Annotated in this window: 19 protein-coding genes and 1 pseudogene; 2 read left to right on the plus strand and 18 right to left on the minus strand. The window is 56.5% G+C overall.

Translation table 11 applies throughout. From position 1 onward, the window contains the following. Positions 1 to 83: 83 nt before the first annotated feature. The 4 genes from ARCH_RS07900 to ARCH_RS07915 all read right to left on the minus strand — a co-directional run bounded on the left by ARCH_RS07900 (position 84) and on the right by ARCH_RS07915 (position 6532). Entirely contained in the window at positions 84 to 1826 is a 1743-nt protein-coding gene (locus tag ARCH_RS07900; RefSeq protein WP_013170750.1) for an ABC transporter ATP-binding protein, read from the minus strand. A 14-nt stretch (positions 1827 to 1840) separates the two neighbouring features. Then, a complete protein-coding gene (locus ARCH_RS07905) occupies positions 1841 to 3622 on the minus strand; it encodes an ABC transporter ATP-binding protein (RefSeq protein ID WP_231957978.1) in 1782 nt (593 codons plus the stop codon). Then, positions 3619 to 5877, minus strand: coding sequence for an ATP-binding cassette domain-containing protein (locus tag ARCH_RS07910; protein ID WP_049765907.1), 2259 nt, complete (start codon positions 5875 to 5877; stop codon positions 3619 to 3621). Before ARCH_RS07910 ends, ARCH_RS07905 begins: the two co-directional genes overlap by 4 nt. Before the next feature lie 61 nt (positions 5878 to 5938). Continuing rightward, positions 5939 to 6532, minus strand: coding sequence for an ECF transporter S component (locus ARCH_RS07915; protein ID WP_013170753.1), 594 nt, complete (start codon positions 6530 to 6532; stop codon positions 5939 to 5941). Between the two features lie 107 nt (positions 6533 to 6639). Between ARCH_RS07915 and ARCH_RS07920 the strand changes: the two are divergent. Both ARCH_RS07920 and ARCH_RS07925 read left to right on the plus strand, forming a co-directional pair. Then, positions 6640 to 7866 (plus strand): annotated as a pseudogene (locus tag ARCH_RS07920) (recombinase family protein); the annotation flags it as partial. After that, a complete protein-coding gene (locus ARCH_RS07925; protein WP_013170755.1) occupies positions 7867 to 9543 on the plus strand; it encodes a recombinase family protein in 1677 nt (558 codons plus the stop codon). Here the strand turns inward: ARCH_RS07925 and ARCH_RS07930 are convergent. The 14 genes from ARCH_RS07930 to ARCH_RS07995 form a co-directional block, all read right to left on the minus strand. Further along, positions 9465 to 10229: a hypothetical protein gene (locus ARCH_RS07930; protein WP_013170756.1), complete on the minus strand. Its 765-nt coding sequence runs from the start codon at positions 10227 to 10229 to the stop codon at positions 9465 to 9467. The two genes, ARCH_RS07925 and ARCH_RS07930, sit on opposite strands and share 79 nt — an antisense overlap. A gap of 34 nt (positions 10230 to 10263) precedes the next feature. Further along, positions 10264 to 10959: a type I restriction-modification system subunit M N-terminal domain-containing protein gene (locus ARCH_RS07935; protein ID WP_013170757.1), complete on the minus strand. Its 696-nt coding sequence runs from the start codon at positions 10957 to 10959 to the stop codon at positions 10264 to 10266. Further along, on the minus strand, positions 10949 to 11155 hold the full coding sequence (locus ARCH_RS07940) for a type II toxin-antitoxin system Phd/YefM family antitoxin (protein ID WP_013170758.1): 207 nt from the start codon (positions 11153 to 11155) through the stop codon (positions 10949 to 10951). Before ARCH_RS07940 ends, ARCH_RS07935 begins: the two co-directional genes overlap by 11 nt. A gap of 343 nt (positions 11156 to 11498) precedes the next feature. Further along, complete coding sequence (locus ARCH_RS07945; RefSeq protein WP_013170759.1) at positions 11499 to 11903, minus strand: hypothetical protein; 405 nt, start codon at positions 11901 to 11903, stop codon at positions 11499 to 11501. 37 nt (positions 11904 to 11940) lie between these two features. Then, positions 11941 to 12081 (minus strand): helix-turn-helix domain-containing protein, encoded by a 141-nt coding sequence (locus tag ARCH_RS10550; RefSeq protein WP_081440797.1) that lies wholly within the window; start codon positions 12079 to 12081, stop codon positions 11941 to 11943. Between the two features lie 546 nt (positions 12082 to 12627). Further along, on the minus strand, positions 12628 to 13158 hold the full coding sequence (locus tag ARCH_RS07955; RefSeq protein ID WP_013170760.1) for a MarR family winged helix-turn-helix transcriptional regulator: 531 nt from the start codon (positions 13156 to 13158) through the stop codon (positions 12628 to 12630). 253 nt (positions 13159 to 13411) lie between these two features. Further along, positions 13412 to 15253 (minus strand): ABC-F family ATP-binding cassette domain-containing protein, encoded by a 1842-nt coding sequence (locus ARCH_RS07960; protein ID WP_013170761.1) that lies wholly within the window; start codon positions 15251 to 15253, stop codon positions 13412 to 13414. Positions 15254 to 15366: 113 nt separating this feature from the next. Beyond that, positions 15367 to 16317 carry a 4-(cytidine 5'-diphospho)-2-C-methyl-D-erythritol kinase gene (gene ispE / locus ARCH_RS07965; RefSeq protein ID WP_013170762.1) on the minus strand — a complete coding sequence of 317 codons (951 nt, stop codon included), beginning with the start codon at positions 16315 to 16317 and terminating at the stop codon, positions 15367 to 15369. Positions 16318 to 16406: 89 nt separating this feature from the next. Further along, positions 16407 to 16892 (minus strand): PTS sugar transporter subunit IIA, encoded by a 486-nt coding sequence (locus ARCH_RS07970; protein ID WP_013170763.1) that lies wholly within the window; start codon positions 16890 to 16892, stop codon positions 16407 to 16409. Beyond that, the gene (nagE, locus tag ARCH_RS07975; RefSeq protein WP_013170764.1) at positions 16892 to 18487 is read right to left on the minus strand and encodes an N-acetylglucosamine-specific PTS transporter subunit IIBC; all 1596 of its coding nucleotides are present in this window, start codon (positions 18485 to 18487) and stop codon (positions 16892 to 16894) included. Before nagE ends, ARCH_RS07970 begins: the two co-directional genes overlap by 1 nt. A 16-nt stretch (positions 18488 to 18503) precedes the next feature. Continuing rightward, positions 18504 to 19346, minus strand: coding sequence for a PRD domain-containing protein (locus ARCH_RS07980; RefSeq protein ID WP_013170765.1), 843 nt, complete (start codon positions 19344 to 19346; stop codon positions 18504 to 18506). A gap of 127 nt (positions 19347 to 19473) precedes the next feature. Next, complete coding sequence (rsmA, locus tag ARCH_RS07985) at positions 19474 to 20379, minus strand: 16S rRNA (adenine(1518)-N(6)/adenine(1519)-N(6))-dimethyltransferase RsmA (protein WP_013170766.1); 906 nt, start codon at positions 20377 to 20379, stop codon at positions 19474 to 19476. Continuing rightward, positions 20380 to 21555, minus strand: a complete 1176-nt coding sequence (locus tag ARCH_RS10150; RefSeq protein WP_013170767.1) for an aggregation-promoting factor C-terminal-like domain-containing protein — start codon at positions 21553 to 21555, stop codon at positions 20380 to 20382. It lies immediately after the preceding gene. 115 nt (positions 21556 to 21670) lie between these two features. Next, positions 21671 to 22624, minus strand: coding sequence for a TatD family hydrolase (locus tag ARCH_RS07995; protein WP_013170768.1), 954 nt, complete (start codon positions 22622 to 22624; stop codon positions 21671 to 21673). Between the last annotated feature and the right edge of the window lie 6 nt (positions 22625 to 22630).

Below are 22630 nucleotides of genomic sequence, written 5' to 3' on the forward strand. Positions count from 1 at the left end.
CACCACGTGTGCCAAACGTGTCGAGGTACTCCGATTCGAGCTGTGGGTTTAGGGCTTGGCGTCTGGCACCGGGACCGCGTCCGCTAATCTGAGGTGTGTCTCAGCTGCCAACGAGACGACGCATCGGCGGCAGCCACGAAATCGTGGAACCGTCCGGGCCGACTAGACAATTCCTTAGGCGTGCCGGTTTCGGCGACGATAGCACCGTCCGCTAAGGGTTCGAGGAAGACCACCTGATCGGCGCTATCTATGGTGGATAGTCTGTGCGCTACCACGATCACAGTGCGGCCCTCAGATAGTTGACTGATGACGTCGCTAATCGCCGATTCATTCTCGCCGTCCAGCGCCGAGGTAATCTCGTCGAGCAGCAGTATCGGAGCATCCTTGATGAATGCCCGAGCGATTGCCACTCGTTGGCGCTCACCTCCAGACAGGCTCTGCCCGGCAGGCCCCACTTCGGTATCCCAACCGTGAGGCAGCGCCTCAATCACCCGATCAAGTCTCGCCTTGCGAGCTGCCTCTTCCAACTCGGCGTCCGTCGCATTGGGGCGGGCAATCCGCAGATTCTCCCGGATCGTGGTGTCAAACAGGTAGGTGTCCTGGAACACCATCGAGGTCAGCTCCATGATCCGCGTGGTTGGAATCTCGCGCACGTCCACCCCGCCGATGGTCACGCTACCGGCGTCGACATCCCAAAACCTTGCGGTGAGACGCAAGATCGTTGACTTCCCGGCCCCTGACGGCCCCACTAGTGCGGTGACTGCTCCCTGCGGGGCGGTGAGCGAGACATCGTCTAGGACAGGCCGGCCTGACTCGTAGGAAAACGACACTCCTCGGAATTCAATCGACGTCCCACGCGGTTCCCGTGCCTGCTCGGAATCAGGTTCGGCAAGTGGCGCGGCATCAAGGATTATTCCCATCTGGCGCAACGCCACTGCGGCGTTATCGACCTCAGATGCGTAGAGCGCGGCTTTTGTGAGCGGCAGCAGCATGCGCGCACTGACCGCCGCGATCACCAGATACGCAATCGGGTCCAGACGCGCTCCGGTCACGAACGACAGCCCCAAGGCGAGCACCACCGCGAAAGTCACGTTAGCGATGAGGTTGAATCCTTGGGCAGGTCGGCCCTTGATCCGAAGCCCGGCCAACGTCGCCTCAGAGTCGGCTTGCAGAGTCTCTTGTACGGGGTCCCACGACGTCGCGGCACCCGTGGCTCGAAGCACCGGTTGTAGCCTGGCGAACTCAATCAACCGGCCGGCTGCGGCGGCCGAGGTACGGTCTTCCATGTCATTGGCTCTGGTTGTTGCCGCCGACATTTTCCGCCACGTGAGAATAAACGGCAAGATCGACACTGCCATGACCACAGCTAACGGCCACTCAATGAATGCGGTGGCAACGAGCATCACCAACGGCACGATGAAGGCGTTGCACAGGTTCGGGATCACCATTGATGCCAGATGCGACAGGGTGTTGATCTCCTTGGATGTCGCATTAGCCACGTCCGCTTCGCGTTTGGCATTAAACCACCCAAGCGGCAGCTGCAAGACATGATCTGCTACGCGATCAATTAAGGTATCGCATACTTCATAGACGCTGATCCGATAGGAGCGGTACATCGCGAAGGTGTCGACCGTCACCGTGATCGCGCCGAGGATGGCAACGACGACGAGCCAGGTGCCAAGGGTTTCAGAGCGGGAGAATAATGCCCGAAGGAAGGGGATCATCAACGCCAGTGTGATGCCTTGTAGGACAGCGGAGAAGGCGAACCAGCCCACCAACGTACGCAACTCGGCCCTGTTGACGACCCTGATCATTAGTTTCCACATGAGCGTGTCTCTCCTTAGGCCATGTAATGGAGTTCTTGGGCCCGCCACATCTCGCTATAGGTCCCCGCTTGGTCGACCAAGTCCTCGTGCCTACCACGCTGAGTGATGTGGCCGTCCTCAATCACGAGGATCTGGTCGGCGTCTCGGATGGTGGCGAGTCGATGCGCGATGATGATCACCGTGCGCCCGGATGCCAAGGTGCTGAGCGCTTCGTGGATCGCACGCTCCGACTGGGGGTCTGCTTGCGCGGTGGCCTCGTCGAGAATCAAGATCGGCGCATCCTGCAAGTATGCTCGCGCCAGGGTGATGCGTTGCCGCTCACCGCCCGAGAGGAAGCCACCAACCTCGCCAAGCACGGTGTCATACCCCTCGGGCAGACGCATAATGCGATCGTGGATGCATGCCGCACGGGCTGCTGCCTCGACCTCGGCGCGCGTTGCCGACGGTTTCGACAGCGCGATATTGGTATGGACCGAATCGTTCGACAACGTTACGTCCTGTAGGACGATCGCGACGCGGGAAAGTAGCCACGAAAAACTCGCCTCGCGTACATCCACACCGCTGATGCGTACCACGCCATCATTGACGTCGTAAAAGCGCGCAATCAGCCGGGCCAGTGTGGACTTCCCTCCGCCCGACGGGCCCACCAGAGCCGTGACCGTTCCGGGCTCAGCCGTAAAGGAGACACCGTGCACAACGGGCACGTCAGGCTCGTAGGAGAAGGAAACCTCACAGACCTCAACTTGGCCGGGGTTTGGGCCCTCTTCTTGGGTGCGGCTGCCTTCGGGCATGGGTTTCTCGGAAAGCAGCTCTGCCGTGGTGCGAGCCGCCAGCTGCGACTCATAGATATGCTGCATCAGACCGACTAGCACCGTGAACCCCTCCGGGATGCCGGGAGCGATCAGGAAGAATGGCAGCGTCGCCGACAGCGTGCTCCAATCCTGCGCGACGAATAGCGCCGCCAGTAACGCGACCGTGACGAAGACCGTGGCTGGACGCAGTAGCGAACCGAGCAGACTAATCGCTCTGCCGGAGCGACGAACCCAGTCGAAGGAGATGGCAGAAAATTGCTGGCGGGCGGCGTTAAAGCGCGTTCGGGTCGCATCGGTGGCCTGGAAATTCTTGATCTCCTTAATGCCCTCAAGCATTTCGACGGTGGCTGCGGCCAGTGCGGTCTGGGCATGTCCGAATCGCTCGGTGATATCGCTATAGCCGCGCATGGTCGTGCTGACGATGATCATGATCGCTACGGCCCACGTTCCAAAGAGCGCGAGCGCCAGTCGCCAATCGACCCACACGAGATACCCGAGGCCTACGACCATCGAGACCACGGCGTTGGTGACATCACCGGGAACATGCGCAACGAGAGTATGGATAGCTGCGGTATCGTCACACACCATCTTGCGGATGGCCCCGTGCGGCACCTGCGAGACCCTACCCAAGGGCAAACTGCCCAGCGCTTGGACCACATTGCCGCGCAACCGATGTCGGAGCTTGGCTTCTGCCTCGTGGGTGACACCCAATCCAAACAGGTAGAGCAATTGGCCCACGAACAGCGAAAGCACCGCTATCACGGCCCAAACCCACGGCTTTCCGGTCCAGCCGGTGCGCACCTGCCCGTCAAGCCAGATCGCGGCCATGTTGTGTAAGGCGACGAACGGCACCAGCGTGACGATAGCGCCTAAGGCTGTGAGGACTGCGGAAAGGACCATCGCGCCCTTGGCCGGGCGGATTAGTGCGGCGACGGAAATACTCACATCGGGCTCCTGTCGAGTCGAGTCTTTCGAAACGTTCATTGGCGCCACCACCACAGCAACGCAGTAACGGCCCAAAGGAGGCCCACCAGGCACCAATCTCGCACCTGCCACGGTGTGTGTTGGAGTTCCGTGCGCCGCGGATAGGCGCTAAAGCCACGTGAATCCATCGACAGGGCAACCCGTTCGCCGTGCTGGACGGCGAGGATCGCCAGCGGCACGAGGGAACCCACCCATCGAATTGCGGGCGCTAACGGCCCCCATGATGCCCCAATACCCCGCAATGCCCGCGCTGTGCGCAACAGCTGGAAATCTTGCCGGAAACGAGTGACGAAGGCGACAGCCGCAGCTCCCGCCGCAGTGACCCGATAGGGAAGCTTGAACGTCGTCGTCAACGTGCGAAGCAGCGCTTCCGGATGAGTGCTGATGCCTGAAAGCAGCATGAGGGACAACAGTGCCCCGATACCGCTCGCTGCCGCAAGCTCGCCACCGTAATTGTAGAGTGGGCTGACCTCTTCAATGGTGTAGTTGTAGCGGAACACCGGCAGTAGCACAGCTGCGATGACCCAGGGTGCTAGCAGTGACATGACCGTTCGAGCGCGACTCGCTCTCGCGGCTACCATGGCCAGGCTCGCTGCGATGAGCACTCCAACATTGACGGCCGGGTCCTTGCATACGAACACCATGACCATCGCCGGGATTAGCGCCAATAGCAACGTCACAGGATTGAACGATGAGAAGAGTCCACGGGGCACGGACGGCGAAGGCGGGTTCGCTGGTGCTGCGGATGCGGCGTTTTCACGAGTTTCGCTAACGGCAGCAGGTAGCGCGATGATGTGGCTGCAGCGTGATAGGGCAAGTTCTAGGTCGTGGGTGGCCATGATGACGGTTCTGCCCTCAGCGCGCAGTTCGTCGATGAAGGCCATGAGTTCGCAGGTATTCGCCCAGTCCTGGCCGTACGTGGGCTCGTCAAGGACAATCACATCGCGGCTCTCGGCGACCATCGTAGCCACCGATAGTCTACGAATCTGGCCGCCTGAGAGAGTCAACGGGTGTTGGTCTCGATACTGGGAGAGATGGAATTGCTCCACAATAGCCTCGGCTTTAGACGCGGAAACATCCCCCGTGGAGATTTCGCCAGCCACGGTGGAACAAACCATCTGATGTTCCGGGTTTTGAAACACGTAGCCGACCTGGTGCCGCCCTCGCCGCACAACCTCTCCGCAGACCGTAGCGCGTTGTGCCTTTGATGGTATGAGACCCGCCAGCGCCGCGAGCAGGGATGTTTTGCCTGCGCCATTCGGCCCTATAAGCGCGATAAACTCGCCACCCCGTAGCCGCATAGAGATAGCTGGGGAACGTCCGGGAACACAGAAATCTGCCAGCTCTACCGTGGCGCTGCCTCCACCGTCGAGCGTGTCAATCGCATCGATGGTTTCCCATCCTGCTTCGGTGCGCCGCTGATATTGCACCGAATCACCACAGATATCCGTGATGCGGGGAACTCGAATGCCCGCCTGCTCGCAGGTCAAGGCGTGGTGCGGGGATTCGTCGCGTAACGCACGGGGCAGCCACACTCCGCACGCCTCAAGTTCCGCGGTATGGCTGAGAAAAACCTCATGTGGAGTTCCCTGCGCGATCACCGCGCCCTGCGCGTTGAGCGCTATGACGTGATCGCACAGGGGTAGGACCGGGTCGAGGTCATGGTCGATCACCACGATGCCCACGCCATCGCTAACCAGCTGTTGGATGACGCTGTAAAACTCGTCCGTGCCTTGCGTGTCAATAGTCGATGTTGGCTCATCGAGGACTAATAAGCGGGGCTGCATAGCCAGTGCTACCGCGATCGCTAGGCGCTGGCGTTGGCCGCCCGATAATCTCCATGGGCTCTCCCACAGCTTGGTCTCCAGACCAACCGCAGCCAATGCCTCGCGTACCCGTCGATCAATCTCAGGAACAGGCAGGCAGAGGTTCTGCAGCGCAAACGCGACATCGTCATACACCGTACGGGTAATGACTGCGGCATCCGGATTTTGTCCCACGTAGGCGACATTGTTAGCGATCAACTGGACCGTGGCGTCGGCGATTTCGGCGCCGGCAATTTGAACGCTGCCGGAGTATTCGGACGGCAGACAGTGGGGCACAAGGCCGCACACGGCTCGGACGAAGGTAGTTTTACCGCATCCAGAGGGCCCAATGACGGCCGTTACCTGACCGCTCAGGTGGACCAGGCTTGGACGTTGCAGCACCCACCGGTCCTGACCCAAGTAGTGAACGGAAAGATCCTCAACCGCCAGGAGCGCCCGCGCGGACTCGCTCACAGACCGTTGCTCGCTGCTCAAAGTGGAGGCCAGTGTTTCACTCACGATGGTCTACGCCTACGCCTGCATTGTTGAGCAAACGGGTTAGTCCGACGACGGCCAAACCGCCAATGACGGACGACGTGACTCCCACCAGCACGATCAGTCCCGATACCGAGATTCCCACCGCGTGCTTGAGCAGCGTGAGGTACAACAGGCTGTTAAATGCCCCGAAGAATGCGGCGGAGATCAGATACGCCCACCACGTCCACTTCCGGTACAGCATCAACGCCATGGGAAACTCAACCAGGAGCCCACCAATGACGTTACCGACAATCGCGGCAGGCCCAGTGGGAGTAGTAAATACGCTCACAACTCCGATGATCAGCGCGGCCAGCAGCGAAGCGCCCGGCCTTCGCACAACGGCCAGAGGAAGGAGGTAGGGAATGACCCAAAGTCCGAGAAGGGACACCCCGAGCCAGACTGCGCTCTGCGAAGCCGCACCCGCCGGCGCTATGTAGCTCAGTGGGATGAGGATGATGAGGCCGACCACCGACAGGGAGGCCACCATCATGAGATTTCGGGTACCTAGAATTGAGTCGGTTAATCCTCCGCGAGCTGAGCGTCGAACTGTACCGGATCGGTCTGTCACAGCAAACCCCCTTTCACTTAGGTTAGCCTAACATAACTCCCGACTGGGGTCAATTCCCTTGAGCTAGACGTTGAGCCTACGCAGAGACGCAGCCCACGCATCGACCCCAGTTCCAAGAAATGCTGGCCCTTGCCCGGAAAGGAGCGATCGACCTGATCCTCACCAAGTCGATCTCGCGCTTCGCTCGCAACACCGTCGACCTGCTCGAAACCGTTCGCGAGCTGAAAGACCTCGGGGTGGAGGTGCGATTCGAAAAGGAGAACATCTCCTCAACCAGCGCTGACGGTGAACTCATGCTCACCCTGCTGGCGTCTTTCGCGCAGGCAGAATCGGAGCAAATCAGCCAAAACGTGAAGTGGCGCGTTTGGAGAGGCTTCGAAGAAGGCAAAGCGAACGGCTTCCACCTGTACGGTTACACCGACTCCGCTGACGGCACCGACGTGCAGATCATCGAAGAAGAAGCAGCCGTGGTGCGTTGGATCTTCGCCCAGTACATGAAGAAGACCTCGTGCGAAAAGATGGCCGCACAGCTCATCGCTGACGGTAGGGTTCCGCACCTGGCTGATAACAAGTTGCCCGGGGAATGGGTCCGTCACATCCTGAAGAACCCGCACTACACCGGCGACCTCTTGTTAGGGCGATGGTCCACTCCGGAGGGCAGGCCTGGACGAGCAGTGCGCAACACCGGCCAGTTGCCGCAATACCTGGTGGAAAACGCGATCCCCGCAATCATCGACCGCGACACCTTCACCGCTGTACAAACCGAGATCACACGCCGCCGTGAACTCGGGGCCCGGGCGAACTGGTCCATCGAAACTGTGGCGTTGACGGCGAAGATCAAATGCGTGTCCTGCAACTGCTCGTTCGTGCGCAACGTACACAATCCGAAAACCCAAAACTCGATCTCCACCGAGCACTGGATCTGCACCGAACGCAAGAAAGGCCGCAAAACCGGATGCGACACCTGCGAGATCTCTGACACGGCACTCAAAGGCTTCATCGCCCAAGTCCTTGATATCGAGACCTTCGACCAAGAGGTGTTCAACGAGCGTATCGACCACATCGACGTGCAGGGAAAAGACCACTACACGTTTCATTACACCGATGGCACCAGCAGCTCGCGCACGTGGCGACCAAACCTGAAGAAGAGCTCGTGGACCCCAGCAAGAAAAGCCGCCTGGGGTGAACTCGTGCGTGCCCGCTGGGCCGAAGCCAAAAGGCTCGGGTTGAACAACCCACGGCAAGCACCAACACCACCAGAAGCATTGGCGAAGTACCGGGCCGTGGCCAAGGCAGAGGCTGAGCGCCTGCGCGCCGAGCGAGGCGAACGCTAAATGGCCCGCACCGTCACAGCAATCCCCGCCACCCGAGCGCTCCACACTGGTGCTCCACTTGGACAAACGACTCTGCGCAGGGTCGCCGGGTATGCCCGCGTGTCCACCGACCACGAGGACCAAGTAACCTCCTATCAGGCACAAGTTGACTACTACACCCGATACATCGACGAACACCCCGGATGGCGGCTCGCAGGCATCTATACCGACGAAGGCATCACTGGCACCTCGATGAAACTACGCGCTGGATTCCAATCCATGATCGCCGATGCACTCGATGGAAAAATCGACTTGATCATCACCAAATCCGTCTCCCGATTCGCTCGCAACACCGTCGACTCACTGACCACCGTCCGTAAACTCAAAGACGCAGGAGTCGAGGTCTACTTTGAGAAAGAAAACATCTGGACCTTCGACGCCAAAGGTGAACTGCTCATCACCATCATGAGCTCGCTTGCGCAAGAAGAAGCCCGCTCCATCTCCGAGAACGTCACCTGGGGCCACCGTAAACGCTTCGCCGACGGCAAAGTCTCCGTACCCTTCGGCAATCTCCTCGGCTACGACAAAGGCGAGGACGGCAACCTCGTCATCAACCCGAAACAAGCCGTCACCGTTCGCCTGATCTACGAGTTGTTCCTTGAAGGTAACTCCATGGCCGGGATCAAACGCCACCTCGAACACCATGGCCACAAAACCGCGAAAGAAAGAACGACTTGGACCATCACCGGGATCCGCAACATCTTGACCAACGAGAAATACAAGGGTGACGCGCTCCTGCAAAAGAGCTACACGGCTGACTTCCTAACCAAGAAACAAGTCAAGAACGAAGGCGAAGTACCCCAGTACTACGTCACCGCCAACCACGAGCCAATCGTGCCCACAGAGGTGTGGGACTTCGTTCAAGCCGAACTCGCAGACGTTCGGGAAGGACGCCGATCCAGCTCTCGAACACGGGAATTCTCCGGCAAAATCAAGTGCGGTCAATGCGGATCCTGGTACGGATCGAAAACCTGGCATTCCGGATCCAAATATGAAAAGCGGGTTTGGCGGTGCAACCACAAATACTCCGGCAACGAAAAATGCGCCACACCCCACCTGACCGATCAACAAATCAAAGACACATTCACCCAAGCGCTCCAACAACTCGCCGCCAGAAGCAAGACCAGCATCGACGTTGATGCCCTCGTGCTTGAACGCTTCGAAACCAGTGACCTCGAAGCGAAAGAGACAGCGCTCGCCGGGCAAGTCGATGCAGCTGCGACCGCGATCGACGATCTCATCGCGCTCAACTCGCGCGAGCCACTCGACCAAGACGAATACCAGACGCGTTTCAACGCGCTCGCGGACCAACACGCCCGGCTGCTGGCCGACCACAAGCTGATCGCTGACCAAATCAACGACAGGCAAACCCGACGCCGCGCCTACGAGCACTACCAACAGCAACTCGCCAAACTAGGCGACGATCACAACGTCCAGTACAGCCCATTCCGCTGGCACACACTCCTCGACCACGCCGAGGTCAATGAGGGCGGGACGATCAAATTCATATTCAGGGACGGCAGAACGGTGACCTTGGACGCTGAGTTTGTTTTGAAATACTACTCCACTACTGGACCCGAGGGCTGGTCACCTATGTCTTCGGTTTCGATCATTTCATCATGCTCGAAACCGAGATGATCCCAGTTTTCGGGCGGGTCGCTCAACAATTGTCTCGTAGAGCGCACGACAAGATAACCGAATGTGGCGTTGCCACCAGCGCCTACGGCAGCCCCCAATGCGAGTGGGAGCTGTTTCCCTAATACAAGAACACCTTGCTTTGTGCCATATTTCGTGATGAACCGGGGGCCGAGAAACTTATTGGCTAATTTGATGGCATCCATCGGGATCGCGTTGATGATTGTCTTACTCCAGTATGGAATCGTTTTCTTGCCCAAAGCCTGAGTAACTGTCTTGGTGCCTTTATCTCCGAGCAACGCAGTCATCACAAGAAACCTGCGTCGCTCAATATCTTCAACGTTGACGCCGTGAATCTCGGCCACAGCAAGAACATACAGCACGGAAGATTCTAAGAACGCCGCCAAGTCAGCAACTGCAACCGGAATCTGAACTGCGCCGTTTGGAACCACTGCCGCCATCCCTGCACCTGTTCCAGAAGCAGTCACGGTGCCTAGATATGTCTTGTTGAGAAACTTGATGAGCTGCCCGGGTGTTTTATCAGGATGAACGCGTCGTAACCTCGCCACCATGCTTAGAGCAATCGGCTTTTGTGCCTGCAATGCCTTATTGAAACTGTTTGTTGCCCATTCCGCCATCGTTTCAACGGTGAAGCGATTCGCAATATCCTTGTGTTCTTTCTCGGTCACGTTAGAAAGACCCCTCCCGTTCGAAAACTACCCCCTACGCAGCCAGCGCGTAGGTTTCGCCAATTTGTATCCAATCCGTGCTGGAAGTTTCATACAGCGACGCCATAGCACCGTCTGCGCAAAGCCGATTAATATCTTCTTCTGGGTTGAAGAGAAGATTGACCATCAAGCTAATGACTTCGCGCGGGGTGAAGTGTTCACCAGCGGTTTCATTCGACAGTTCGGAGAACCGGCGGATGAGCTCTTCGAAGATGTAGCCCATCTGGTCGTTACTGACTACGTCAGGGTGAAGATTAACCTTCGAGGACGTGAACTCGCTGAGTACCTGATACAGCAGGCCTGCTTTGTCGAGGCGCTCGAACACGTTGTAGAAGTTGTAGGCCTCCATCACCTCACGCGCGGCAGGCGCGAACGCTTGCACGTAGTAGGTCAGGTTCTGCTCAAGATTGTCCGGGTCATCCAACAAGGTCTTGAGCGTGAAGTTCGACGTATTCCACAACGGGTAGCCCGTAGCCTTGGCGTATTGCAGTTCCTTGACCTGCAGTGGCACCGAGGTGACCTTGATGTCCAGGACTGCCTGCTTGGTGTCGACCAGGACCGAATCGAGGCGGGTGAGCACAGTGAAAGGCAACACGACATCACCGTACTCGTGTTCCTTATAGTCGCCACGCAGAATCTCTGCGATGTTCCAAATCAAAGCAACGTGGCTCGTAAGTCTGTCAGTGCTCACTCGGGTCAATTCCTTCACTCATCAGTCGCTCGTAGCGTTCGTTCGAGATCACCACGGCGATCGGTTTTCCGTAGCGCAGAACGTAAGCAGGCTCGTCCTTGTCGGCCACCTCCTTGATCAGGCGCGATGCCTGACCACGCGAAAGATCACCGATGTTGATGTGACGCATCGGCACCTTGTGCTTCTTGGTCGCCATGAGTCTCCCTGTCGTTCTTACGGGCCGCCTTAAGTCTCCCACACAAGCAGAGCTCATGAAGGCAAGAACACGGCAAAGATACATGTAGATCACCACCAATAGTTACATGTAAATATGGATGAGAATCTGCGGATCTGACTGTCGAGTAGGTGAACGACCTACAAAGACGAGTTCAACTCACGCCCCCTCAACCTGAACTCGCCAACGAAAGAGCCGAGTCGCACCCCTCCTCGGTTTGCGACGCTACGCGTCAGCGCGGAACGGATCTATAGAAGCGCATAGACGCTGCACGCCGAGGGCAACGATTCGCCCGAGAAACAAGAAAACCCCTGGTAAACAGGGGCTAGGCGGCAACGGCGGGTCTTATCAAATCCGAGGTCTTTGGCTCGATGTAGATCATCTTGATCTGCCCGTAGTAGTGCTTCTGCAAGACTTTGAGGACTTCGAGGTTGTCGCCCTCAATGAACACGTTTTGGGTGGCGTCCCAATCTACAGAGTTCTCTTTGTCGGGCATCAGTGTTGCCGTCGTCGGTGTTTGCGCTGCTCGGATGGCTTGTGCCTTGCCGGGCCAGGTCAGACCGAATCTTTCACGGGCGTCATCAACATCGACTCCGAGGATGATTTTGAGCTTATCGATGTCAACTTTCCCGTCGGCCACGACTTCTGGGAACAGTTGAGCGAGCTTGTTCGCCGCCTCTGTCGTGAAATCGGGTGTTGTGCTTGGGACTTGATTGATCGTGTCTGACATTGATTGCTCCGTTACTTAGAAGATTGACTGGGTGTGACTATGCGCGCTCATGGTTTTCGCCGCTTGGGTCGCTCCGCGATGTTGCTAGAGCGATTTGTTCTAGGTTGCAGTCGAGTGCTTGACAGATACGGGCGAGGACGTCGGTGGTGATGTTGTCTCCGTTGTTGAGTCTAGCCATGGTGGTGTGAAGTGGTCTGGGTTTCCTTCCTAGGCGTTTGCCTTGTTTTCCATTATTACTAATGCCTTGTGTTGTTGCCAGTATTGGCTCTCGATTTCTTCTGGTGTTTGATAGTTGAGCTTCTCGTGGAGCCGGCCAGGTAACCCATTCAAAAGTCGCGATCTCAACTTCGAGCACATTACTCCAACACCGATTATGTATCAGCTCGTTGTTATACGAACCGTTCGTTTCCTGCTAGCGCGTTATCGTAACAATCCCCACCACTACCTGTAGAATCAGTAATTACGTCAGCTGCGACATCACGTTGTACTACATCCGCACGAGTACCAGAAGTCTTTGCTTTACCAGTGGTCAATCTACAAAAATTGGCCCAAGCATCATGGCAATACGGCATCAAAACGGAAACTGCCTACGCCATGATTAATGCGATGGTAGATACAGCAAAGAAAATCTTCCCGCATACATGACAAACATACGGGATTAGGGAAGATATGGTTCCAGGTTTTCTACATCCTTCGATTTTCGATGGATACCCAGCACGTTAAACTATGCAGCAGTAGCATCCGTTTCAAAGTAGCGAAGCAGCCGTCTCATGTAGGCGGCTGCTTCCGCATTCTCAGCCAACGTGTACGGTTCAATAATGCGAGCTTCCGTGGAGAGTAGATCCTCCACAGCCGCGTCTACTAGAAATAGGCCTTTTTCGGCCGCCTTCACATAGACCACGCGGCCGTCACGGTCATCCGATTTCCGTTCCAGAAGGCCTTTCGCGGCCATCCGATCGAGCCGGTTCGTGACAGTTCCAGACGATACAAGAGTTTCCTTCATAAGCTGGCCGGCAGTCAGAGTATGTTCCGGCGTTCTACGCAAAGCCGCCAGCATTTCAAATTCCCACGTTTCTAACCCATGGCGCGCAAATACTGTTTTACGCATCCGTTCCACGTGACGTGTGAGCCGCAAGAGCCGCGAAAAAATAGCGAAGGGTTCAGGAGCTAGATCGGGGCGCTGGGACACCCAGCCATCGATAATCGTATCGACGTCGTCACGCTCGGTTGCGCCCGTAAGTTTCGTTTCACTCATGCTATCTACTCCTGGGGTTGGCAGGTTAAAGGGTGTGTGCATTAAGCGCCCTTGCTCAACGCACACATCTCTTAGGATACCTTGATGTCAAAACATTATCTACGGACTTAGTACCCCTACTTCCAGAGCGCAGCCGCCAGAATCGATATAAGGACAACTGCAGATGCAAACGCGAAAGTTAAAGCGTGTGGCTCACCTTCGATTCACACCTTGACCGTATTCTTACTGTACTATGGGCGTTATATCCTAAAAATCAGCCCCAACGTTCCGCCTCTTCAGCAGCAACCATCCATTCATCTTCCAACGAATCCAACTCATCCTGAGCCGCAGCCGCCTCTTTCCCAAGATCAGCAAGCGCCTCAAAATCACCAGACGCCGCCACATCAGCCTGCTTTAGCCCAATCCGTTCAATCTGCTGGCGAATCTTCTCCATCTTGCGTTCAATACGCGCCATATCCTTACGCGCAACACGCTCCTTAGCAGCATCCTTCGTCTTAGGCGCAGAATCAGGAACGGCCGCAACGTCGTCGTCATTCTTCTCACGCAGCTGAGCCGCAAGACTCATATACTCATCAACGCCACCCGGCAGGCCGCGAACATGACCATCCAACACCGCAACCTGATGATCCGTAATCCGCTCCAGCAAATACCGATCGTGCGACACCACAACCAACGTGCCAGGCCACGAATCCAACACGTCCTCAATCGCAGCCAACGTATCGGTATCCAAATCGTTCGTCGGTTCGTCAAGAAGCAACACATTCGGCTCCCCCACAAGCAAACGCAACAACTGCAAACGGCGCCGCTCACCGCCAGAAAGATCCCCAACCACAGTCCACGCGCGCTCCCGCGTAAACCCAAGCTTCTCAACCAATTGAGACGCGGTCATCTCCTTCTTACCCACCATAACGTGAGTCGCGATATCGGAAACTGCCTCAACAACACGGCGATCCGCAATCTCATCCAGCTCCTTCGTCTCCTGCGAAAGAACCGCAAGTTTCACCGTTTTCCCACGCTTCACCCGGCCAGACGTAGGTTCCAACGCGCCACTAAGCAAACCCAGCAACGACGACTTGCCCGCGCCATTCGCACCAACAATACCCAAACGCTCACCCGGCGCCAAACGCAACGTCACATCCGAAAGCACAGGACGCACGCCATCAGGGGTCACCCAGCCAAAATCAACATCCACCACATCAACAACATCTTTCCCCAACCGGGATGTTGCCATACGCGCCAACTCAATCGAATCGCGCGGCGGCGGCTCGTTCGCAATCAACTCATTCGCTGCATCAATACGGAACTTCGGCTTGCTCGTACGCGCCGGAGCACCCCTGCGCAACCACGCCAACTCCTTACGCAACACATTATTACGCTTCTCCGCAGCCTGCTGCGCCACACGCGCCCGCTCCGCACGCTGCAAAATATAGGCCGCGTAGCCGCCCTCATACATTTCCACATGGCCCGGCTGCGGATCACGGCCGCCCGCACCATCATGGCCCGGCACCACTTCCCACAGCCGATCGCACACAGCGTCCAAGAACCAGCGATCGTGGGTAACCACAATCAACGCCCCTTCGCCGCGGCCAAACCTTTTATTCACATACTCGGCCAAGAACGTGACGCCTTCGATATCCAAATGGTTGGTCGGTTCGTCCAAAACCACAACGTTGGCATCTGCCGCCAGCGTGGCCGCGAGCGCGACGCGGCGGCGCTGGCCGCCCGAGAGTTCCGATACTTTACGATCCAGCGGGACATCCGGGATCAGGCCATCATGCAAATGGCGAATCGCGCTATCTGAGGCCCACACGTATTCGTCTGTGTTGCCATGGATCGCCTGGATTACCGTATGGTTCGGATCAAAATTATCCGTTTGGGCGAGGATCGAAAAGCGAGTACCCGACGCCATCGTGACCTGGCCTTCATCTGGAGAAAGCACGCGCGTAATCAGCTTCAGTAACGTGGATTTGCCGCCGCCGTTCGGGCCAACCACACCGATTTTCGCGCCGTCTTCTAGCGAGACGTTCACGTTTCCTAGGATTGGGCGCGAACCTAGCGAAATTGCAACGTTTTCAACGCCAAGAATGTGAGCCATTGGGTTCTTTCTTCCAAAGTTACATAATAACCTGTGCACTAAGTTTGCATTTTGGAGCGAAAATGAGGCCGATTCGGGCCGGAAACACCGAAAATGCAAAATGGGGGCACGACTTATTCTACTCGATACGCGCCACGGGCTGGCCCCGTGGCAATGACCGGCGTGAGATCAGGGAAAAGCCGTGCCAACTGATCGGCCAGCAATGGTAAGTTCTGTGGATCGGCTAACACTGCAACTGTAGGGCCAGATCCGGAGAGTATAACGACGTGAGCGCCAAGAGCCCCGATGCTGATGTGAGCCCTGATCGTGTTGATAATCTGAGCTACATCCGGGCGCAACGATCGGGCAGCGTCTTCCAAATCGTTTGCCATCACGTGTCTCATGCTGGCCCGATAGTCAGCAGAATCGCTGGTGAGAACCGTGCGGACATCTGCCGTATTGGGGATTCCCGCCGTTCCCAGGCCAAGCGCATCGAATTCACGGAATACCTGCGGGGTAGAGAGCCCAACAGGATTTAGCAGCATGACCCAGCCATGAACCTGCGAGCATTCGATCGGTTCAAGGAGTTCTCCTCTCCCCGTCCCGTGGGCAACGCCGCCCAGGAGAGAAAAAGGAACGTCCGATCCTAGTTCGGCGGCGCATTCGTGTAATTCTTCGTGGGATAGGCCAAGTTGCCACAGCTCGTTCAGGGCAACCAAGGTAGCCGCCGCATCCGCAGAGCCGCCTGCCATACCTCCAGCAACCGGGATACGCTTGGTTACGTCAAGGTGAGCACCCAACTCCGCAGGTGAAAGCCCCAAAGCGGAACGATCCCCAAAACGCTCCTGCAGCATCCGGCCAGCACGAATCACCAAATTCGATTCATCAACCGGCAGATCCTCCCCCAAGCCCGTAATGCTCATCGAAAGATCGGGCGCAAGTGTTGCCACCACGTCGTCACGAACATCCAACGCCTCAAAAATCGTGTCCAGCGGATGGAACCCATCCGGCCGCGGCGCACCCACACGCAACGCAATATTGACTTTGCCGGGGGCAGAAACGCGAACACTCGTGCTATCACTCATACCCCATTATCCCCACACACCATGGCTAAACGCCAAGCTGGGCGGTACGGGATTTCCCGCACCGCCCAGTACATTACACGAGTTGTTCGTCAGGCAAGAGTCACTGTAGCCGCAACATCGTCCAAACCAGCAACGCCTTCATTCACGCCAACAGACTTCACTTGAACCTTCTCAGTGAATACCACTGGAGTGATCAAGTCCTTACCTGCTGCCCGAAGAGCCGCCGCATCCACGCGCATGATCGGGGTACCTGCAGTCACCTGTGCCCCCTTCTCAACCAACGCCGTAAACCCTTCGCCGCGCAATTCAACCGTGTCCAAGCCGATGTGGACAAGAAGATCAACGCCAGAATCAACGTGCATTGTGAACGCGTGTAAGGTCTTGAAGATTTTGGCAACTGTTCCATCGGTTGGTGCGCACACCACCAGTTCATCGGCTTCCACAGGGGGAACCACGGCGTACCCTTCACCAAGCATTCCCTGTGAAAAAACCGGATCCGGAACCTTCGTTACTGGAACAACTGTGCCAGCAAACACCGGATGGAATTCAACCTTTTTCTTGCCTAAACCAAACATTAGATCTCCTGCTCACCGTTCAGAGTAACTTCGGAAGCACGCAGCTGATCTGCGACTTCGTCATACACAAACTGTACCTGTGGACCAACCACAACCTGGACAGAACGCTGCGATGGACGAATCACACCGGCAACACCAGCAGACTTGATCGTCTTTTCGTTCACCTTCACGTAATCCTTCACAACGGTGCGGAGGCGGGTTGCGCAGTAGTCGATCGATTCGATGTTCGATACGCCACCGAGGCCTGCGATCACGGTTGATGCAACAGCCGAGTATTCAGAATCGGAGGACAGGCGGGCGGAGGTTTCGTCGGTATCGTCGGCGCGACCTGGGGTCTTGAGATCCAGGGCTCCGATGAGGAAGTAGAACACCACGAAGTAGAGAACTGCGAACACGAGGCCCTGAACCAGAAGCATGTACCACTGGTTTGCGATTGGGTTACGTGCGGAGAGAACCATATCCACCAAACCTGCGGAGAAGCCGAAGCCTGCAGTCCAGTGGAACGTTGCGGCCAAGAATACCGATAGGCCAGTGAGCAGTGCATGAACAACGTAGAGCATTGGAGCCACGAACATGAAGGCGAATTCGAGTGGTTCAGTCACGCCCGTGAAGAACGACGCGAGTGCGCCAGCCATCATCAACGAACCAACAGCCTTCTTGGATGTGGTGTTTGCTCGGAGGTACATAGCCAGCGCAGCGGCTGGCAGGCCGAACATCATAACTGGGAAGAAGCCCGCCTGGTAACGGCCAACTTCACCAATAACGGTACAGGTGCCATCTGCCCATACGCCCACGCCTGGGCAGGTAGCTGCATCGGTAGCTGCAGCGGCAGCAGCGATGGTCTTGCCGCCACCAAGGAAGTTACCAATATCGTCAATGCCAATAACATCAAACCAGAAAATCGAGTTCAGTGCGTGGTGCAAACCAGTTGGGATCAGGAGGCGGTTAGCAAATGCGTACACGCCTGCGCCTGCAGCGCCAAGGCCCTGGATCGACTGGCCAAAGTGGAACAGACCCGAGTATACGAATGGCCACACGAAGTAGAGAATTCCAGCCAACACGATTGCCAATAGCGAGGTGATGATCGGAACCAGGCGGCGGCCAGAGAAGAACGCCAAGAATGCAGGCAACTTGGTGCGAGAGAAACGGTTGTACACCCACGCGGCCAAAATACCAACAACGATACCTACCAGGACGTTCTTATCGCCCATAGCGCCCCAACCCTGGGATACCCAGTCAAGTTTCGCATCGCCGTCGAGTTTATCAAGATCAATACCCTGGAAACCCGCAACCGACTTCTCATTCAGAAGCATCTTAATCGTTGCGAACCCAATGAAACCTGACAATGCAGCCGCACCATTGTTATCGCGCGAGAGGCCGAACGCCAACGCGATAGCAAAAAGCCAGCCAAGATTATCAAGTACCGCTGCACCAGCCTTGATCAGCACGGCGGCGAATACGCTGTTGGCACCCCAGCCTTCTGGATCAAACCAGTAACCAATACCCATCAAAATTGCTGCCACTGGCATAACAGCAACGGCGCCCATCAGCGCCTTACCGAGCCGCTGAAGGCTCTCCATGACTTTTCCGTTCATGTTTTATCGTGTCCTTTTATGAGGCGTGATCCGATTCGGTGCCTTGACGCCATCCGTGGAGGAAGACCGCAAGATACGCAGCTTCGCGCGCGATCTTAGTTGGCGAAACATCCGAACCAGCAATATGAGTGATAACCCGCCGAGCAACCGCGAATTCGTCACGTAACATCGTTTCAATAACTGATGTTGTGGCGTTCTTTCGCCAGATACCGGCGTGAATGCGAGTGATAAAACCGTTGACGGCAAACAACAGTTCATCCATCTGAACGTGAGCATCGATGCTCAGTTCGCTCAGGATAAGATCCACAATCACCCCAAGTTTGTTCGCCTCAGATAACGGCTGTTTCACCGTGGCGCCGGTACGGGCGGCGTTCAGGTGAAGCGCGATAAATGCAGCTTCGTCACGGGGCAATTCCAGTTCCAGTTTCTGGTTCACGTAATGAACCATCAACTCTGCCGCCGTAAATTCGGCAGTGAATGCAACCTTGATTTCGTCAACGAGTTTATTGTGGATAACGTACCCGTCCCGGTGCCGTTGCACAGCGAACGCCATGTGATCAACAAGCACCACATAAACGGACGGATCGAGATCTTTTATCACATGATTGGCGAGTTCGACCGCTTCCGTTACCGTGGCAACAAGTTGCGGATCGAGTGCGTTCGCCGAAGTGAGGAAATCGATTTTATCCGGGCTTGCTTCGATAAATTGGCGCTGAGCATCGCCGGCTGGAATGGTATCTCCAGGCCGTTTGCCAAAACCAATTCCTCGCCCAGCCAGCACGTTTTCAACACCATCGATACTGACGAGTACCGCATTATTGTTGAACACGCGTAGCACGCGAGCAGCAGACTGAATCATAAAGCTCCTCATTGAGCGCACCAGAGCACTGGTGCCGATCTGGTCATGCCTGCATCGCAGTAACACCCAGGGATTTTCATAGACCAATATAGGCTATTTCTGGGCGATTTGCAATAAGTTTCGTAATCTATGCCACGTTTTCACGATTTCGTGCAATTGCGATGAAATTTTCGATGGTGAGCCGCTCGCCACGCAACGATGGATCAACGCCTGCCGCCCGCAAAATTTCTTCTGCCCGAGCTGGACTTCCAGCCCAGGCTCCTAACGCAGCCCGAAGGGTTTTGCGCCGTTGTGCAAACGCAGCATCCACCACGCCGAACACGGCTTCACGATCCACGCTTTCTGGCTCTGGATGCCTGCGCATATGAACCAGCGCAGAATCAACGTTTGGCACTGGCCAGAACACGTTGCGGGAGATTTTAGCGCCCCGCCACACGTCCGCATACCAGTTAGCTTTCACAGACGGCACTCCGTACACTTTCGATCCCGGTTCGGCCGCCAACCGATCAGCAACTTCGAGTTGCACCATCACGGTCACGGTTTCCAGCGTTGGCAAAGATTCCAGTAGCGTGAGGAGCACTGGCACAGCCACATTATATGGCAAGTTTGCTACCAGATGCTTCGGAGTGAATTCGGCCGAATCGCCGCCCTCCCCTACCACGCGCGGAACAGCCAGATCTGCCACAGAATGAATCTCCATCGCGTCCCGATTTGTAACGGCGAAGCGTTCGGAGGATTCTGGCTGAACTTCAGCGATCGTTCCCGGCAACGCATCAGCGAGCGGCGGATCGATTTCGATTGCAGAGAGCACCGCGCCCGTTTCTAGGATCGCGAGTGTGAGGGATCCGAGTCCTGGCCCGACTTCCACTACATGATCGCCTGCCTGAACGCCGGCGTCGCGCACAATTCGACGTACGGTTCCAGCGTCATGCACAAAGTTTTGCCCGAGTGTTTTTGTTGGGCGAATCCCGAACGTCGCGGCGAGTTCACGGATTTTGACCGGCCCTAGAAGAGGGGCTGGTTGAGTGCTCATTTAGTACCAACCTACCGAGTGTGAGTGGCTGAGTGCACCACATGGGGTTCCGTAACGGCCGGAGATGTATCCGAGGCCCCACTTGATCTGGGTGGCTGGGTTTGTTTGCCAATCCGCACCTGCGGACGCCATCTTTGATCCTGGGAGCGATTGCGGGATGCCGTATGCGCCGGATGGGTTTGCTGCCAAATGGTTCCAGCCAGATTCGCGTTGCCAGAGTTGATCGAGGCACGCGAATTCCGCTTCGGACCAGCCACGGGCGGCAACCATTTGCGCTGCGATCGAGCGGGAGGTCCCTGGGGCTACAGGTGCCGCGTTGACAGGAACAAGACTGGACTTTTTCGTTCCAACTTTCACCACGGTTGGTTCTGCAGGCGTTGTAACCGCTTCAACCGCTACGGTACGGGAGACTTCCTTGCCATCATGTTTAGTGATGGTGAACGTGCGGTTGCCCTGACCCGGCTTGCCTTCTGCGACCTTCTTTTCTTCACCCTTAGCAAGCGTTGGATCGTCTTCTCGCTTGACTTCTGGTTCTACCGTGTAAGGTTCGGACACGGATTCGCTGGTAACGCGCGTAATTTTGACGTGTGCGTTTGCCGCGATCGGCTTATCGAGTGGGTGCGATACGATATCATTTTCGTTGAGTTTGATTCCCGCGGCCGCGAGAGCATCCGCGAGTGTCACGCGAGACGAGGAAACGAGTGGTTTCTGCTTTCCATCTGCAGTAAGAGTAAATTTTGTGGTGACGCCTTCGATCACCGGGGTGCGTTCCCCGAGCGTGAGGGACGCAGTTGCGATATCAGTTAAGGAAGGTCCACCAGTTGCCATAGCGAGGTTCTGTGGAACATTTTCCACGGCGATACCGAGTCCGATTCCGACGACGAGCGCCGCGGCCGAGCTAAGCCCCACGCCTTGCATCATGGTTGATTTGCGTGAGTTACGAACGGGAGCTTCCGTTTCAACACGAGAGAGCACGAGTTCGTGGTTCATTTTTTCCGCGAACGGCACGGCCGGTGGGACGACGACGGGGGCGCCGGCTTCAACAAGATCAGGAGCAACAACGACTGCCGGAATTTCGCCTGTGACTGCCTCGTGGCGTGCACGTTCTGCTGCACGGCGTGCGCGGCGCGATCCTGGTTTTGGTGGATTCACGCTAGACAGTTCGGTATTTTCCATCGGTTATTCTCCACATCTAACACTGACTAGTTATCTGATGTATATCAATTGTAATCAAATCGTGACAATTATTCTTGTTTTCATGCGGCGAATAACAAGAATAAATGATCAACTCTTAGATTCCATAAACGGTCACAGTATTTTGGTCAATCAGCGAACACCAGTCCGCTAATCCCACATTCCGCCGTTCTGCCATATAGCGCACGGTATAGCCCACGCCCCACGCAGCATTCGGTTGCCCACGGAACGGTACAGGAGTGAGGTAAGGCGCGTCGGTCTCCACTAAAATCAAATGATCTGGCATCTGATCGAACGCGGCCTGCAGATCCGTATTCACCGAATACGTGAGCGGGCCAGCGAATGACGCATACCAGCCTTCTTCTGCACATATCTGCGCCATATCAGCATCGCCAGAAAAACAGTGGAACACTGTACGTTCTGGAGCACCATCCCGCCGCAAAATCTCAATCACATCCGCATGAGCATCACGATCGTGAATCTGCAAAGGCTTCCCCAGCTCTTTTGCCAACGCAATATGGGCACGGAACGCATCCTTTTGTGCCTGCTTACCAGCTTCACCAGTTCGGAAATAATCCAAACCAGTTTCCCCCACCGCAACCACACACGGATCCGAACTCAGCTCAGCAACGCGAGCAACGGCGTCGTCAACCGAAAAATCTTCATGCCACGGCTCAACGTGAGGATCCAAACCGTCAGGCGCAACCTCACGCACCCCCGCATGCAACGCCGCGTCGTTCGGATGAATCGCGAGCGCAGCCCACACTTCCGGAACCTCCTGCGCGAGTCGATGCGTGAAATCGAGCATCGGAACTTCGCAACCAGAAGTGATCGCGGCACGAACCCCAGCCTCAGCCATGCCGGAACGCAAGGTGTCCAGCAGAACAGGCATACGGAGATTACCAGAATCGTCCACGTTCTGAACCGCACCACCCTCCACTACGGGATCAGGCGAAATATGCGTGTGATTATCAACGATAGGAACCGGCAGCCGGTCTGGAACATCCAGGACCAGCCGCCGCTTTTCCTTCTTAGCTTGTGAATTCCCCATAAGCCC

This window comes from Arcanobacterium haemolyticum DSM 20595 (assembly GCF_000092365.1).
Taxonomy (GTDB): Bacteria; Actinomycetota; Actinomycetes; order Actinomycetales; family Actinomycetaceae; genus Arcanobacterium; species Arcanobacterium haemolyticum.

Coding starts and splice junctions, on each gene's coding strand:
- ARCH_RS07995 (WP_013170768.1), bottom strand. CDS start 22,624: ATGGGGAATTCACAAGCTAAGAAGGAAAAGCGGCGGCTGGTCCTGGAT.
- ARCH_RS10150 (WP_013170767.1), bottom strand. CDS start 21,555: ATGGAAAATACCGAACTGTCTAGCGTGAATCCACCAAAACCAGGATCG.
- ARCH_RS07970 (WP_013170763.1), bottom strand. CDS start 16,892: ATGTTTGGTTTAGGCAAGAAAAAGGTTGAATTCCATCCGGTGTTTGCT.
- ARCH_RS07955 (WP_013170760.1), bottom strand. CDS start 13,158: ATGAGTGAAACGAAACTTACGGGCGCAACCGAGCGTGACGACGTCGAT.
- ARCH_RS07980 (WP_013170765.1), bottom strand. CDS start 19,346: ATGATTCAGTCTGCTGCTCGCGTGCTACGCGTGTTCAACAATAATGCG.
- nagE (WP_013170764.1), bottom strand. CDS start 18,487: ATGAACGGAAAAGTCATGGAGAGCCTTCAGCGGCTCGGTAAGGCGCTG.
- ARCH_RS07960 (WP_013170761.1), bottom strand. CDS start 15,253: ATGGCTCACATTCTTGGCGTTGAAAACGTTGCAATTTCGCTAGGTTCG.
- rsmA (WP_013170766.1), bottom strand. CDS start 20,379: ATGAGCACTCAACCAGCCCCTCTTCTAGGGCCGGTCAAAATCCGTGAA.
- ARCH_RS07925 (WP_013170755.1), top strand. CDS start 7,867: ATGGCCCGCACCGTCACAGCAATCCCCGCCACCCGAGCGCTCCACACT.
- ARCH_RS07900 (WP_013170750.1), bottom strand. CDS start 1,826: ATGTGGAAACTAATGATCAGGGTCGTCAACAGGGCCGAGTTGCGTACG.
- ARCH_RS10550 (WP_081440797.1), bottom strand. CDS start 12,081: ATGGCTAGACTCAACAACGGAGACAACATCACCACCGACGTCCTCGCC.
- ARCH_RS07945 (WP_013170759.1), bottom strand. CDS start 11,903: ATGTCAGACACGATCAATCAAGTCCCAAGCACAACACCCGATTTCACG.
- ispE (WP_013170762.1), bottom strand. CDS start 16,317: ATGAGTGATAGCACGAGTGTTCGCGTTTCTGCCCCCGGCAAAGTCAAT.
- ARCH_RS07905 (WP_231957978.1), bottom strand. CDS start 3,622: ATGAACGTTTCGAAAGACTCGACTCGACAGGAGCCCGATGTGAGTATT.
- ARCH_RS07940 (WP_013170758.1), bottom strand. CDS start 11,155: ATGGCGACCAAGAAGCACAAGGTGCCGATGCGTCACATCAACATCGGT.